The sequence below is a fragment of the Microcoleus sp. B4-C1 genome, assembly GCF_036705285.1.
In the GTDB taxonomy this organism is placed as follows: Bacteria; Cyanobacteriota; Cyanobacteriia; order Cyanobacteriales; family Microcoleaceae; genus Microcoleus.
The window spans coordinates 53,722-69,269 of the sequence record NZ_JAUBUC010000012.1; the positions used below are offsets into that span (position 1 = coordinate 53,722).

General features: G+C 43.5%; 8 protein-coding genes. 4 read left to right on the plus strand and 4 right to left on the minus strand.

Annotated elements, in window-relative coordinates:
• Positions 1–10: 10 nt before the first annotated feature.
• Entirely contained in the window at positions 11–1,450 is a 1,440-nt protein-coding gene (locus QUB26_RS07185; protein WP_333317289.1) for an NB-ARC domain-containing protein, read from the minus strand.
• A gap of 155 nt (positions 1,451–1,605) precedes the next feature.
• On the opposite strand from QUB26_RS07185, the gene QUB26_RS07190 reads away from it, so the two are divergent.
• Both QUB26_RS07190 and QUB26_RS07195 read left to right on the plus strand, forming a co-directional pair.
• Complete coding sequence (locus QUB26_RS07190; RefSeq protein WP_333237416.1) at positions 1,606–2,115, plus strand: hypothetical protein; 510 nt, start codon at positions 1,606–1,608, stop codon at positions 2,113–2,115.
• 3 nt (positions 2,116–2,118) lie between these two features.
• A complete protein-coding gene (locus QUB26_RS07195; protein ID WP_333317292.1) occupies positions 2,119–2,901 on the plus strand; it encodes a Tat pathway signal protein in 783 nt (260 codons plus the stop codon).
• 275 nt (positions 2,902–3,176) lie between these two features.
• Here QUB26_RS07195 and QUB26_RS07200 read toward each other — a convergent pair whose 3' ends face one another.
• From QUB26_RS07200 to QUB26_RS07210, 3 genes are all read right to left on the minus strand, one after another.
• Positions 3,177–4,679, minus strand: a complete 1,503-nt coding sequence (locus QUB26_RS07200) for a tetratricopeptide repeat-containing serine protease family protein (protein WP_333317294.1) — start codon at positions 4,677–4,679, stop codon at positions 3,177–3,179.
• Positions 4,680–4,977: 298 nt separating this feature from the next.
• Complete coding sequence (locus QUB26_RS07205; protein WP_333237422.1) at positions 4,978–5,583, minus strand: Uma2 family endonuclease; 606 nt, start codon at positions 5,581–5,583, stop codon at positions 4,978–4,980.
• A 145-nt stretch (positions 5,584–5,728) separates the two neighbouring features.
• On the minus strand, positions 5,729–6,511 hold the full coding sequence (locus QUB26_RS07210; RefSeq protein WP_333053306.1) for a calcium-binding protein: 783 nt from the start codon (positions 6,509–6,511) through the stop codon (positions 5,729–5,731).
• A 674-nt stretch (positions 6,512–7,185) separates the two neighbouring features.
• Here QUB26_RS07210 and QUB26_RS07215 point away from each other — a divergent pair.
• Positions 7,186–9,570, plus strand: coding sequence for a GAF domain-containing protein (locus QUB26_RS07215; RefSeq protein WP_333237426.1), 2,385 nt, complete (start codon positions 7,186–7,188; stop codon positions 9,568–9,570).
• Positions 9,571–9,874: 304 nt separating this feature from the next.
• Positions 9,875–15,388 (plus strand): protein kinase domain-containing protein, encoded by a 5,514-nt coding sequence (locus tag QUB26_RS07220; protein ID WP_333317296.1) that lies wholly within the window; start codon positions 9,875–9,877, stop codon positions 15,386–15,388.
• Positions 15,389–15,548: the final 160 nt, after the last annotated feature.

The following is a 15,548-nucleotide window of genomic DNA, read 5'->3' on the forward strand; positions in this document are numbered from 1 at the left end:
GGTTTTGAAGTTATTTGATGTTGGTTTTTACGTATTCTGCGATCGCCGGTTGGACTGTGAAGAGGGTGCGATCGCCCTTTTCGACTTTTTCCATTAATGACCTGCGTCTCAAGGATTCGACGGCTTTGAGGAATTCTGAAGGGGATAATTCCAGAAGGGCTGGTTTTTTGGAAATTTCGACTGCTTTGTTTTGATTGGCCAACCAGGACATTACTTGTTTTTCGGAGTCGGACAAGCGCTGAAAATGTTGGTGCAATAAATATTCTAAGTCTCCTAAGACTAGGCTATCATAGGATAAAAAATCGGAAACATTGCCGCTAAATAAGTCTTGAATTGCAGCGGCTACTGTATTCAACCACAAGGGATTGCCTCGGTAAAGGTCTATCAAGTCTGACCATTTTTCTGATTCTGCTAAGCCTTTTTCTGTGAATATTTCTCGCGCTGATTCGCCTAAACCATTGAGTTGCAATGTTTGACAATTTTTCTGATGGCCTTCTAATGCTGCAATTTCTCTGGGTTTTTCCCAACTGAGCAAAATTAGGCAACTGTTGTGGCATGATTCTATGATTTGTTTGAAGAATGCGCCATAGTTTTCATAGCCTGGTTTGTAGTTTCCTGCTAGTTGTCCGCTGCTGAAGATTGTTTGCACGTCATCGAGGATGATGAGACAGCGATGCGATCGCAAATATTCTATAACCCCCCCCAACCCCCCCTTGCTAAGGGGGGGAGACGGAGACGGAGGCTTGATCTCTTCGCCCCCCCTTGATAAGGGGGGGTTGGGGGGGTTAGTTTCTTGCTGCTGCGATAGGAATTTAATTATGTCGGTTTGGAGTGTTTGTAGGGGTGGCGTGTTGTGGAGGCTTCGCCAGATGATGCAATCGAATTCCTGTTGAATTTGTGGGATTAGTTGGAGTGTCAGGGCGGTTTTGCCAATACCGGATAAGCCTAAGATGCTGATGAGACGGGTGCGGCCCAAAATCCAGTTTTCTAGGGTGGAAAGTTCGGATGTGCGATCGAAAAATGTCGAGATTTCGGGTGCGTCGTCTAAGTCGATGCGGGGCTGTTTTGCTGTTGGTTGGGGGTTTTGGGGTGTTTTGGGCGATCGGACTTTTTCACGACAAATGTTAAGCTTATTATTAACTGTTATACTCTCGCCTATTATATTTTCAACAATTGCTGATTGATAATTATAAACTTTACCCTTCTCTAATACAGTCCTAAAATTTGCTTTAGTAATATTTTTTCCTAATCCTTTAGAAAGTATTTTCCAAAGTTCCGATCCGACATTTCTAACATGACTTGGACTTGAGTAAACTTCTTGAGCTATTTGCGTGTAAGTTGTGTCTTGTAAAGTTCCCCGCAGGATAGCTTCTTGCACGTAATCTAAATGCTTTCCCGTCTTAGCAAAAATTAGCTCATCTGCCAGTGTCAAAACTTCGGCAATATCCATAGATTAGGGAGAAGCTGGAGTTGTACGCCATTAATTATACCTGACATTTCTTACAATTGTGACATTTTTGATTTTGTCATCTATCTAAAGTCAGGACTTTTCCTACACAGCTCATCCTTTATATTAATTGATTAAGGTATTAGCAGGATATTTATATGAAGCGAGTGCGGTGGCTCAGTGGTTTGCTCACGGCTGGGGTGTTGTCTTTTACTCTAGCAACTGTTGGGGCACAGGTGGCCCAGGCCCAGCGGCCTATTCCTTTGATTGACCTGCAATGTGTTCAGCGATCGGGTAGCTGGAAGGCTAGCCAAAGAGATATTTCTGTCGGAAGACAAATTTACACCACTGTTTTATATATTCAAAATCGTACCGCTATAACTTGTAGGCTTCCAGGTGGCCCCGCTTCTCTCCGATTGGAGTTTGCGATTCCTGATACCGAAAACTCCCCACCAGCACGAATAGATGTTTATGTTGACGGAAATCAAGTAGCTTCTCGCACTGGCGATCGAGGTCAAGTAAATACAATGATAGTAGATATTAGCAATGGCAAAAGTCTAGCAGTAGAAGTATTTTGTGCTAGAGCCACAAATTGTCAGAGTTTTACTCCCTACTACTTTATGAAAGCTCAAATTGAGCCGGGAGCACGATCTCCAGGGAGTCGATAAATTATGAGTATCAGCCGCCGTCAATTTAATCGTATCATCATCTGGGGTGGCGCTTCTTTTGCTGCTTCCGCAACATCCGGCATTTTCTTCCCCAAACCTGCCGAAGCTTATTCCCTAGAATTTCCGATTAGTGCTTTATCAGCCGATCGCGTTTTTAACGGCATTCAAAAACATTGCGGAGCACAGCCCCTCCCCGGTGTTCTAACACCAATATTACAAGGCAATACTAATGTTAGCAGTCAAATAAAACCAGCGGCCGCCAACGCTATTCGCACGGCAGATAAAGAATTTGTCGATCGCAATTTTACCAGCAAAAGAACCGAATTAGGCCAGGTAGGCAAGAGCGAGGAAGATAATACTCTATCTGTAAGTCGGCTGTGGGGGCGGCAAAGACAGGAGAATGTCGGCCCGAATGTTGGTTTTGGGTTTGTACAAAAGTGGGAAGATCAATACAGCGATGCCAAAATTTCTGGGCCGACAATGTGCGCTATTCATAACGCTCAACAAGTCTTAGCCGATCAAAGACTAACACCTCCAGAAATCGCGGCTTCTGTATTGCCAACGCGATCGCGAATAGATGATACAACAGCTTGGGGAGGAGATGCGGATGCGTCTGCTGGGAGGAATCCCGGTGCTGTTTTTGCTCAATACGATACAGCCGCCGGTACGGTGACATCTCGCTATGATTTAGTTGAACCGGGGCCGAAAGGTTTTGGGCGTGTTGAGTATATTATTGAAGCGGAAGATCAGCCTCGGCGGGTGATTTTGGTGACGGTGAGGTTTTAGGGAGAAATCAGCATTACGAAAATCCTGTTGGGGCGGGTTCGCCAAGATTTCTGATTCACATCCAGGGTATTTATAAACCCGCCCCCACCCACGAATAGGGCCGGGGCGGGTTTATTTGGCCTGTTTGTTTCTGTCAAATATTGTTTGTGAACCCGCCCCTACCTTATGGTGGGTGGGGGCGGGTTTATTTTACCTGTTTGTTTGTGTCAAATATTGTTGGTGAACCCGCCCCTACAGGATTAATTGCAATCCGATCGTCGATTATATCATAACGTTTATTGTCTTTGCAGTTGAGCAATCAAATCTAATGCTTTTTGAGCATCTGCATTCATTCCTTGAGTCCTAAATAAACGAGCCGCTTGCTGCAAATCTGCGATCGCCCCTTGTCTATCTCCCATTCTCACTAACGTAATTCCTCGGTTAGCAAAAGCCTTTGCATAATTGGGATTGAGTTGAATTGCTTGAGTGTAATCAGCTAAGGCAGAGCGATCGTTATTGATGCGAAACAGCGCTAATCCTCTGTTAAAATAAGTGTTAGCGCGACCGGGATTAATTTGCAGCGCTTGATTGAAATCGTCGATCGCCCCTTTTTGATCGCCCAAGTCCGAAAGTGCTAATCCTCGGTTGTTGTAAGCCGCTGCAAAGTTTCTATCCAAGCGGATGACTTGAGTATAATCTGCGATCGCCCCCGGTTTGTCTCCCATTGCCGACAAAACCAGCCCCCGATTGTAGTAAGCGTCAACATAACCGGCATTTAGGGCGATCGCCTTGCTATAATCAGCGATACTTTTGGGCATTTGTCTCAAATCGGAATAAGCGAGGGCTCGATAGAAATAAGCTTCCGCGTAATCAGATTGAGTTTGAATTGCTTGGTTAAAATCGGCAACAGCCCCTGACAAATCTCCTTTGTCAAACCGAGTTAAACCTCGAACATAATAAGTCTTAGCATCTTGCGGATTGTTCAGTTTCAGAGGTGCAGTAGCAGTTGGAGAGGTATTAATTAAAAGTGCCGATCGATTTAAACCTGCTTCGGATAATTTAGCTATAAAAGTGTTGATAGGAATCGCTGAATTAAATCCTGTTTTAATATCGGCTAAACCTGTAATAACTTTTCCGTCAATGACAGGATCGTAATCCCGATCGCCCTCTCCATGAACTCCAACTACCCGCCCTTCTCCATCAAATACAGGCCCTCCACTCATTCCCCCTTTCGTGACAGCATTGTAGCGCAAATTATACCCTTGGGGATGACTTGAAATTCTGCTTGTAACGAAGCCCGGCACAAACTCGAAATTGCGCTCTTTTTGGTGCTGGTTTCTGCTAGCCGGAATACCTGGATAGCCAAACACAAAAATTTGTGTAGCAACTGTCGCTTGTTCGGAATCGCCGAAAGTGACAACAGGATAAGAATCTGCACTGTTAAATGTTACCACTGCTAAATCGGGAGCATTCTGACCTTTCTGTAATAGTACACGACGGGTTACTGGATAGTTTTTTCCCGTATGACTGCGAATTGTATAGGTAAGTTTATCATCATCAACTACATGGTTAGCTGTCAGGAGAGTGTAGGTTGTACCTTGTTTTGCAATAATAAATCCCGTTCCACCACGCTTATCCGATCTGTTAATTTGAACGGTGACAGATTCAGCGAATTTGGCAATTTCTTGGGGAGTTTTTGCGAAAACAGGTGCTGCTGCAAAGACGACTATTCCTGCTACTGTTACTGTTCCTGCGAGGATGCTGGCGAGGGAATCAAACCGCGAATAATCCCTATTCATAGATATTTGCTGAAGAGTAAGATTTTTTATACTTATGACTTACGCATGGGAGTCCAGAAACCGGGTTTTTTGCCCCGAAGACCCGTTATTACCACAGATTCGGTAAAAAACCCGGTTTCTTTGGTCGAAATGCGTAAGCCCTAATACTCCGAATAGTATAGATTAAAATAAAATTTCTGAAAACCAGAAACCCTGGATGTTTTCAGATGATTGCGATTTTTATGACATTTCGTACATTTCGTATATTTCCGCCCTTGCCGGCCTTACTAGGCCATATTTTATTTGTATATCTTCTAGGTTAACCAGCTCGCACTGCGTCCCGAAACACTTTCAAAGCTTCTTTTTCTTCGGACATTTGCAGGCATCTCCCCAGCAATTCTAGATCCAAATCCGGCAACAGCATACTCCCAGAAACGCGATCGTAACCCTCCGAGTGCAGTTGGTAAATCGAAAATACTCCGTCTTCCCAAAACCAAACTTCCCCTACGTTAAATCTGCGGTAGTATTCCAGTTTATTAATAGTTCCGCTAGTAAAAACAACTTCGATCGCCAAATCGGGTGTTTCTCGTTGCCGCCGGTCTTCGCCAAAGTAGTAAGATAAATCTGGTTCCTTGCTGCTGCCTTTTGTTTCCCCTTGGAGTGTAGCACTCCCTGTCGGTGTAAAACTAATATCTTTTTCTAAGAAAAAGATCATTAACATTCCTGCCAGCAGGCATTTAATGGTTTCATGTTCCGGCGAAAGTGTCATAATTTCCACATATCCGTCGAGGTAAGACAAGCGAACACTGCGAGTGTACTCTAGCAAGGAATCCAGAGCTTTGAACTGTTCCCAAGTCATTGATAGCGGCAAAATCAACCGCTGTTCCGGGAGTGCAGTTAATTTGGGGTGAGTGGCAATGGTCATATATACTTTACCCGATTTTTAGTTTCTACTTTTAGATTAGCATAATAATATATAAAGGGAGAAATTGGGGACTTCGATCGCTCTTGTTCCCCCCTTGTTAAGGGGGGTTATGGGGGATTTTGCCAGTCTAATTCCCTACAAATAACTAAGCCAAAAACTGGAATTGAGAACCGTTAACTGCCAAAGCAAACGGACTTGCCTGTTCAAATGCACCGATAAGTTCAAAGTTGTCCGTGTTTAAAACTATCCCCACAATCTGTCCGGTAAATATGTTTTCAATCACCATGTCGTTGATGATTCCGTCGTTATCGTAAGCAATCAAATTGTCGTTTTCAAAGAAAAGGTCTAGTTCTGTTAAACCGTCCGTCAAACCGATGCGATCGCCCTCGTCGAAGTTAAAATCGGTAATGACATCTGCTCCATCTATACCAAATGCTTCATCGTTGCTTCTGAGGACGAATATGTCACCACCGAGGCCTCCCGTGAGCACGTCAACTCCCCGATCGCCTGCTAAGAAATCGTCGCCCTCATTGCCCTCTAAATCGTCGTCTCCTTGCCCTCCCCGCAGGATATCGTTTCCGAACCCTCCGAAGATCAGGTCATTTCCGGCGTCGCCCCTAACTACGTCGTTGCCATCATTTCCATCCAGGCGATCGTCCTCTTTCCCGCCGTAAATTATGTCATTTCCGCCACCACCACCGATAATATCATTGCCGTTATTTCCTAACAGCCGTTCGTTAGAATCCGACGAACCTCCTATAGTATCGTTGCCATCGAGTCCCCAAACTCCCCAGGGAAAAGACGCCAAATTTCCATTCCCTACGTTAATCTCATCGGGTGTAGCGAATGCCAAAAGACGTGGCCCGCCCCCAGCAAATACAGGAAATCCCGTCACATCGCCAATAAGATTGTTAACCGTTAAAGCCATAACTATGTCCTTTCAAAAATCCTCTTAGCTGTATTATACATTTTAATTATTCTATTGCCAAATAGCAAGAATGTTTGGATTTGGGCTGCAATTTTTATTTTCTCAATTAATGACAAGCAACCTGTTGAGCTATAGTCAATTACAATTATCAATACTTCGGTTACGCGATCGTATCAGTTACCAATTCCCAATTCCCAATTACCAGGGCTGTGCTTCATTCAACCCAAACCTGCTATATATCTCGCCTTTTAGTCAAATAGCATTAGTTGCTGACCACGAATTTCAAAGGTGGTACCCGCCACGTGATTTATCGGTGGAATCAATTCTTTAATCGAAAATCGAAAATCAGAAGAGCCCCCGCATTTATCCCTAGGGTCAATTCTTTAATCTAAAATAGAAAATCTAAAATCGATTGACACTATCCGCTACTGTCTACCGCTTATAATGGGTGTTACCCCCCAGGCAGTAAACACGTTAATATCACCTATAACGTCGAGACTGAGAGGTTGTTTGTGAATAAAAGTAAAAGTCCCTGGGCCCATCCTCCGAGAAAAAACCCAGTTTCCGATACCCATACACAAACTTTACAAACAGGATATAAGCTCTTTACAAAGCCATAATCGCCGATCGCTGACATTTTTTGGCAAAATCCACTGCTTTCAGGTGTTTTACTCATGTCTACTCCTAAATCGTCTTCCCATCAAAACAACAACTCCGTAAAATCACTGCCAGCGACAGATATCGTCCCAACAAAGCCAGACAGTAACAATCTGCCCAGCGAACCAAGTATAGAACAGCTACTGGAAGCTTTGGCGGGCCAAGTACCCAGTCAATCTTCAGAAATTGAACCCTTGAAAACGTGGAAACAAGATTTACAGCGATTGTTTCAATTTCTCGGCGATCGTCGCGTTTTAATCGCAGTAATGCAACCAGGAACTTTTGCCCTGCGGTACGCTAACGCGGCATTTTGTCGCTTGGCAGGTTGGGAGGAAACGTCCTTGGCAACTCAATCTACCAACGGTTTGTTTGCAGAAACCGACATCACTCTGCTGCAACTATTCGAGGATGGGGACGGCAAAACAGCAGAACAATTGTACCGCCGCCACCTTTTGCACTGGGTATTTAAGCAATATTATCAAATTGACATCGACGGTTTACGGGTGCTAGAAGAACCTGTCATGGCGAGTGTAAAAAATCCCAAACACAGAGAACCTAGATTTATAGAATTTTGGCTGGGTTCGGAACAGTTGAAAATTACTCGAATTGACTCAAAAATAGATGAATTTGCGGATATTTCTTTAAGATTAATGCCTGTAGCGGAACGGGAAGCTTGGCTGATGCAGCCGAATCAACTGGAGAATTTAGCCGATCGATTGCAGTTGGATAATTATCGCGTAGAAGGCTTGCTGTTGCTAGAAGGTTTTGATGTCACTGTGCAGGAGCAAATTCGGCGGCTGACTCAGTTATTGATCGATCAAGATTCGATGCTGCGGCCAGAGAAATTTGAGAGAATCGATCGGTGTTTGCGATCCCTCTTCCATGCTGACGGCACTTTGCTGCTGCGCCCCGACGGCGAACAGGTACAGCTATTAGTTGCAAAAGACGGCCAACATTTGCAGCCGATTCTTTATTCAATGCACTCCCTAGAAGCTTCTCACTTTTTGAAGGCCACAGCAGCAAATCAAGTTTGGAATGTGCCAGACTTGCGTAGGGAGTGCGAAACCGAGTGCGATCGAACTTTGCGGAGAATGGGAACTCGATCGATGCTGCTGGTGCCCCTCGTAGTCAAATCCGTCACCCGCGAGGGGTGCGGGGTACGGATTTTGGGAGTCGTGGGGCTGTTGTGCGATCGGCCAAATCACTTCAACGGCATTGACGCTCAACACGCCCAAGAACTCATTCCCGCCTTCATTGCAGCCCTGCGGCAAGCCATCCAGGAGCGGTTTACCCACATTCACAACATCCACCCCGCAGTCGAGTGGCGGTTCGCTCAAGAAGCAGAAAGGCGAAGTTGGGGACTACCTCCAGAAACAATCGTATTTGCTGATGTTCATCCGCTATACGGAATTTCGGACATTCGCGGTTCTAGCGACGAAAGAAACCGAGCCATTCAAACTGATTTGCTCGAACAATTTCGCTTAGGTTTAGTCATAGCTGATGCTGTTTGCGAAACACAAACTACCCACCTCGGCGAGCAACTGCGACTCGACTTGCTCGACTACATCCAGCATTTAAAACAAAAAGTAACAGTCGATATGGAGGTGCGAGCAGCCGAATATTTAAACGAGCGTTTAGAAGTATATTTTGACTATTTTGTGCAGTGCGGGCCCAAGGTTCAGGCAGCAGTTAAAGCTTACCAAGCAGCCTGTGAAAATGAGCACAACTGCGTTTACAGCGATCGCAACCGCTACGACCAAATGTTGAACCTAATCAGCACCAAACTTCAAGAAACCTGGGCTCGCTGGCAAGAAAAAATGCAGCAAATTTTGCCCCACTACTGCGATATCGAATGCACCGACGGCATCGATCACATGATTTATGCAGGAAAATCGATCGACCCCACATTCAGCCAGTTTCACCTACACAGTTTACGGTACGAACAACTGCGAGCTATTTGCGATTGCGGCCGCACAGTTTTTCGCCTGCAAGCCGAGTCTCAAATCAACATGGAACTCGCACATTTAGTCTTAGTGCAGAATACCACGATCGACATTTTTCACAACGAAAACACCGAAAAAATGTTTGATGTCAAAGGCACTCGCGACATCCGCTACGAACTTGTCAAAAAGCGGATCGAGAAAGCCGTTGACAAAGACGCACAAGAGCGAATTACCCAGCCAGGAATGTTAACGGTAGTTTATTCAACCGAAGACGAATGGGAAGAGTACCAACAATACTTGCGCTACTTGTCTCGCGAAGGTTGGGTAGAGCCAAAAGTTCAGACGGGCATGGTAGAATCACTCCAAGGAGTCAGCGGTTTAAAATTCGCCCGCGTGCGTATTTTACCTGAACCGGAATCTATTTCTACTATCTGTGAAGTTACGGTAGTCAGCGATTGATAACCCGTTCAATTGCCCGTTTGAGGCCTGCGTGCGATCGCTCCCATCTCCTCCTGTTTGAGGCCTGCGTGCGATCGCTCCCATCCCCCTGAAAAACGGTGCCGCGAAAACATCCGGGACTCACACACAAGACCAATATTACATTTAAGATGTTTGTTGACACCAACGACCAAGCCCACATTGTCACTTCTTGTATATTCCGTGTGATGGGAAATCGCCAAATACACGATCGGAATCACACCAAATCTAGATTAAGTAGTGTTAATCTAATCCCAATTATGTCCTGTAATTTATAACTTAAGTGATGTTAACCTTATCAGAATACCAAATAATTTCTACTCTGCACGAAGGCGTTGAAACAATAATCTATCGCGGACAAACACCGACAGACTCGCCCCCAGTAATTCTGAAAGTCCTCAAAGCCGAATATCCCACCCTCGAAGCCATTACCAGGCTCAAACACGAATATCAAATCAGCCAAAATTTAGACAGCGAACAAATCGTCAAAGCCATCAGGATCGAAACATTTGACCACCGATTAGGAATCGTTTTAGAAGACTTTGGCGGCGAATCCCTCGCCCAACTGCTAGAAAGAGAAACCTTGAGTCTGCAAGCAAAATTAAACATCGCCCTCCAAATAGTCAAAGCCTTACAATACCTGCATTTTCACCACATTATTCACAAAGACATCAAACCCAGCAACATCATAATTAACTCGCAAACAAAACAAGTAAAACTAACCGACTTCGGCATTGCTACACAACTCAACAAAGAAAACCCGCAATTTAACAACCCCAACTCAGTCGAAGGCACCTTAGCCTATATGTCACCCGAACAAACCGGGAGAATGAACCGCACCCTCGACTACCGCACAGACTTTTATTCCCTTGGTATCACATTATATGAAATGCTGACTGGAAAATTGCCTTTCCGCAGCAACGACCCATTAGAAATAGTTTACAGCCACATCGCAGTTCAACCAATATATCCCCATCAAATCAATTCAGAAATACCTGTCGCCATCTCAGAGATAGTAATGAAATTGATGGCAAAAAATGCCGAAGATAGATATCAAAGTGCGGCCGGATTGTTAGCAGACTTAGAAATTTCTTTGCATCAGTTAGAAGCCACCGGACAAATTACCGAATTCATCCCCGGACGCTTAGATATTCTCAGCCAGTTGTTGATCCCCCAAAAATTGTACGGTAGAGAACAACAAGTCAACGAACTATTAGCAGCATTTGAACGTGTAGGGTCGGGATCACCCAAATCTTTGCCACCCAACCTAAATACAGAAAAACCCGCCCGCCCCAATGCAGAAACTCTTTCAGCCCCATCTTTTCCACCCAACCAAAATACAGAAAAATTCGCCCATTGCCAAAGCGAATTAATGCTAGTATCAGGCTACTCAGGCATCGGTAAATCAGCCGTAGTCAACGAAATTAGCAAACCAATTACCAGGTCAAAAGGTTACTTCATCAGCGGCAAATTTGACCAATTAAAACGCAACATTCCTTATGCCTCATTAATCCAAGCATTTAACTCCTTGCTGCGGCAATTGCTAACCGAAAGTGCACTTTCATTAGAAATATGGCGCACTAAAATTTTAACAGCAGTGGGAACAGAGGGCCAAGTCATTGCCGACGTAATTCCCAAAGTTGAATTAATCATCGGCAAACAGCCAGAAGTCCCAGAACTCGCCCCTATAGAATCCCAAAATCGATTCAATCGGGTATTCAAAGAATTTATTCGCGTTTTCGCCCAAAAAGAACACCCCCTAGTTATCTTTTTAGACGATTTGCAGTGGGCAGATTCAGCAACATTAAAGTTGATGCAAATACTAATAACTGACCCTGACCAGGAATATTTGCTGCTAATCGGTGCCTATCGAGACAATGAAGTTAGTCCGACCCACCCCTTAATTCAGACCGTAGAAGAACTTGAAAAAACTGGTACAATAGTCAACAATATCGTGTTGCAACCGCTTGATTTAGCAAATGTGACGGAATTAGTCACTGAAACACTTAACACTTGCACAGAAAAAGTAACAAATCTAGCCGATTTAATCTGGAATAAAACGGGTGGCAATCCTTTTTTCTTGACCCAATTACTCCAAGCACTTTATCAAGACTCTCTTTTGAAATTTGAATTTGATCGCATTACCAATCAGGGAAATCACAGTGGCTGGTATTGGAGTATCGATGAAATCCAAGCCATAGGAATCACCGATAAAAGTGTGGTGGAACTGGTAGCTTCTCGCATTAAAAAGCTGCCCGAACCCACGCAAGAAGTGTTGAAGCTAGCAGCTTGCGTGGGAGATAAATTTACTCTAGATGTGCTGTCACTTGTTAGCGAAAAGTCAGCTAATACTACAGCAACTGAACTTTATTCAGCTTTACAATCCGGGTTAATTCTACCATTGAGTGATGCCTATCGCATTCCTTTAGTTTTCGATCGAGCCGAATCAATCAACCTCAAGTTAGACACTTCGCGGGTTACTTACAAATTTTTGCACGATCGCGTTCAGCAAGCCGCATATTCGCTCATTCCCGAAGACCAAAAGCAATTAACCCATTTAAAAATCGGTCAATTACTGTTAAATAATACTCCAGCAGACAAGCTAGAAGAAAACATATTTGATATCGTCAATCAATTAAATGTCGGAATTGAGACGATTAGCCAACAGTCAGAAAAAACTCAGTTGGCACAATTAAATTTAACTGCTGGACGCAAAGCCAAAGCGGCGGCGGCCTATGAAGCTGCTGTTAGGTATTTGCGGGTTGCTATGGAATTATTGCCGGCAGATTCTTGGCAATGTCACTATGACTTAACGTTAGAAATCTACGAGTCAACAGCCGAAGCTGAATACTTAAATATCAACTATGAAGATTCAAGAAAGCTGGTTGATGTTGTACTGCAAAAAGCTAAAACTTTACTCGAGAAAGTGAATGTTTATGAACTTCAAATCCAGTCTTATAACGCTCAAAATAGAGTGGTAGAAGCACTCAACACAGGACTAGAAGTTCTGAAACTTTTAGGCATTTCTTTTCCTCAAAATCCCCACGCGCTACATATTATGGCGGGACTGAGTAATACCAAACTGAGCTTGGGATTGAAACGAATTGAGGATTTAGCTAACTTGCCAGAAATGATTGATCCCGAAAAACAAGCAGCCATGCGGATTTTATCAGGGATTCTCAGCAGTGCTATTCAGGCAAAACCCCCACTGATACCGCTGCTGGCATTTAGGATGGTCAAGCTGTGTATTAAATACGGTAATTCGCCTTATGCAAGTATTGCCTACGTTTATTATGGCGTAGTTATGTGCAAGCTAGGGGACATTAGTTTGGCATACCAATTCGGTCAACTGGCAATTAGGCTGTTAGACAAATTTCCCTCCCGTTCAATCAAAAGTAGAGTTTATCCAACATTTGGTTCTTTTATTCACCACTGGAAAGCTGCTCTCAAGTCAGGATTAGGCGATCTCAAAGAAGGTTTTACAAATGGGATGGAAACTGGAAATTTGGAATTTGCTGGTTATGCTATAGGTGCATATTGCTTAAACAAAATGTCGATAGGAGAGCCGCTAGATTTGGTGGAACAGGAGACTGGTAAATATATGAAACTAATGCAGCAATCTAAACTAGAAATGGCTGTACAGTATATAAGTATAGGCAGGCAGACAGCCCTCAATTTGCTCGGTCAAGCTGTCGAACCCTGTCATTTAGTCGGTGAGAGATTTAATGAAGTCAAAACGCTCCCCATTTTAATAGAATCTAAAAACTTTTTTTTAGTGGGTTTGGTTTATCATGCCAAAACTCAGCTTAATTTTATATTCAAAAACTATGCTCAAGCATTAGAAAATTCAAGGTTATTTGAGAAACATGAGGAGTCTGTAGCCGGATTCGATGTGGTTGCTCTGAATAATTTTTACTCATCTCTCAGTATGATAGCTTTGTATCCAGCAACTGGCAAAGGGGAACAAAAGCAATATTTGAAAAAAGTGCTGCAAAACCAAAAGAAGATGAAAAAATGGGCAGTTCATGCTCCGATGAATTATCAACACAAATACGACTTGGTAGCAGCGGAAACAGCGCGAGTGTTGGGGCAAAATACCGAAGCAATGGAATTGTACGATCGCGCAATTGAGGGAGCCGCAAAAAACGGTTACATTCAAGAGGAAGCATTAGCCTATGAATTAGCAGGAGAATTTTATCAATATTTGGGTAAAGAGATAGTTTCTCAAGCATATCTGACTAAAGCCTATTATGGATATATCCATTGGGGAGCCATCGCTAAAGTTAAACACTTAGAATCAACACATCCTTTCTTAGCAGCACAGACGCGCACAATTCCAACCCCAACCCTCGATGTCACCCGCACTACCACGGGAAATACTACCAGTAGTAGTTTAGGCGATTTATTAGACTTAGCTACTTTTATTAAGTCGGCGCAAGCCATTAATGGTGAAATTGTTCTAGAAAAATTGTTGACCAAATTAATCAAAATTATTTTAGAAAATGCAGCGGCTCAAAAAGTAGTGCTGCTGCTGGTGAAAAACGAGATCCTCTGCATAGAAGCTACTGGAAGTTTTGCGGAGGATAAAGTGACACTCTTACCCTCTATTCCCGTAGAAAATAGTCAAGATGTTCCCCTGTCTGTGATTAATTACGTACACCGCAGTCAAAAGCATCTAGTTTTAGACAATGCGACTGTCGCGGAACCTTTTAACGTAGATGCCTACATTCAGAAATATCAACCCAAATCAATTCTCTGTTTGCCGATTATTTATCAATCTCAGCGGCGCGGAATAATTTATTTAGAAAATGCTTTGACAGTAGGAGCTTTTACAGCAGAGAGAGTTGAAGTATTCAAAGTGTTAATTTCTCAAGTTGCTATTGCTGTAGAAAATGCTGGTTTGTACGCGCGCGAGAAAGAAAAATCTCAACAGTTAGAAAAATCTTTCAATGAACTGCAACAGGCGCAACTGCAACTGATTCAAAGCGAAAAAATGTCGGCTCTAGGCAACTTGATTGCAGGGGTTGCTCACGAAATTAACAATCCGCTTGGTTTTATTGCGGGCAATCTTGATGCTGCTGCTGAGGCTAGCTTAGATTTGATTGATTGCTTACAACTTTACCAAGAAAAATTTCCTAATCCTGGAGATGAATTACAGGATAAAGCATCAGAGATTGATTTAGAATATTTGATTGAAGATTTGCCGAAAATGCTTTTATCTATGAAATCAGGTACAGAGCGCATCCGCAATATTAGCAAGTCTTTGCGGACTTTTTCTCGCGCTGACAGTGCGAATAAAGTGTCAGCAAATATTCATGAGGGCATCGACAGCACTTTGATGATTTTACAGTATCGTCTGAAAGCTAAAGATACTCGCCCCGCGATTAAAATTATCAAAGAATACGGAGATATCCCGTCAGTTAAATGTTATTTTGGGCAACTGAATCAGGTATTTATGAATTTGCTGGCAAATGCGATCGAGTGTTTTGACGAATTCAATCAGGGTCGCACTTACGCTGAAATTGAAGCTTTACCGAATACGATCGCCATTATCACTCATCTCTCGGAGGATAACAACAACGTGGTGATTAAAATCAAAGATAACGGTCAAGGGATGTCATCGGAGATCAAGTCGAAAATATTTGACCATTTATTTACTACCAAAGGAGTAGGAAAAGGTACGGGTTTGGGGTTGTCTATCAGCAGGCAAATTGTGGAAGAAACCCACGGCGGTAAACTAACTTGCGAATCGGTGCTGGGAGAAGGTTCGGAATTTGCGATCGTCCTGCCGCTGAATTAAGGGACTCGGCGGTTGAAACCGCGTCTACACAAACGAAGTCTGCCTCCGCAGACTAAGAGGGAGTAACACAATTTTTAAAATTTGTCAATCTCTAATTATCTTTTAAAAAGTCCGCTGTTCACAGTCTACATTCGGCAGTATGCAGTTACATTATTAGCTA

What these genes read in the sequence shown, in the direction of transcription:
- QUB26_RS07185 (WP_333317289.1), bottom strand. Translation starts at nt 1,450, where the DNA reads ATGGATATTGCCGAAGTTTTGACACTGGCAGATGAGCTAATTTTTGCT.
- QUB26_RS07190 (WP_333237416.1), top strand. Translation starts at nt 1,606, where the DNA reads ATGAAGCGAGTGCGGTGGCTCAGTGGTTTGCTCACGGCTGGGGTGTTG.
- QUB26_RS07195 (WP_333317292.1), top strand. Translation starts at nt 2,119, where the DNA reads ATGAGTATCAGCCGCCGTCAATTTAATCGTATCATCATCTGGGGTGGC.
- QUB26_RS07200 (WP_333317294.1), bottom strand. Translation starts at nt 4,679, where the DNA reads ATGAATAGGGATTATTCGCGGTTTGATTCCCTCGCCAGCATCCTCGCA.
- QUB26_RS07205 (WP_333237422.1), bottom strand. Translation starts at nt 5,583, where the DNA reads ATGACCATTGCCACTCACCCCAAATTAACTGCACTCCCGGAACAGCGG.
- QUB26_RS07210 (WP_333053306.1), bottom strand. Translation starts at nt 6,511, where the DNA reads ATGGCTTTAACGGTTAACAATCTTATTGGCGATGTGACGGGATTTCCT.
- QUB26_RS07215 (WP_333237426.1), top strand. Translation starts at nt 7,186, where the DNA reads ATGTCTACTCCTAAATCGTCTTCCCATCAAAACAACAACTCCGTAAAA.
- QUB26_RS07220 (WP_333317296.1), top strand. Translation starts at nt 9,875, where the DNA reads ATGTTAACCTTATCAGAATACCAAATAATTTCTACTCTGCACGAAGGC.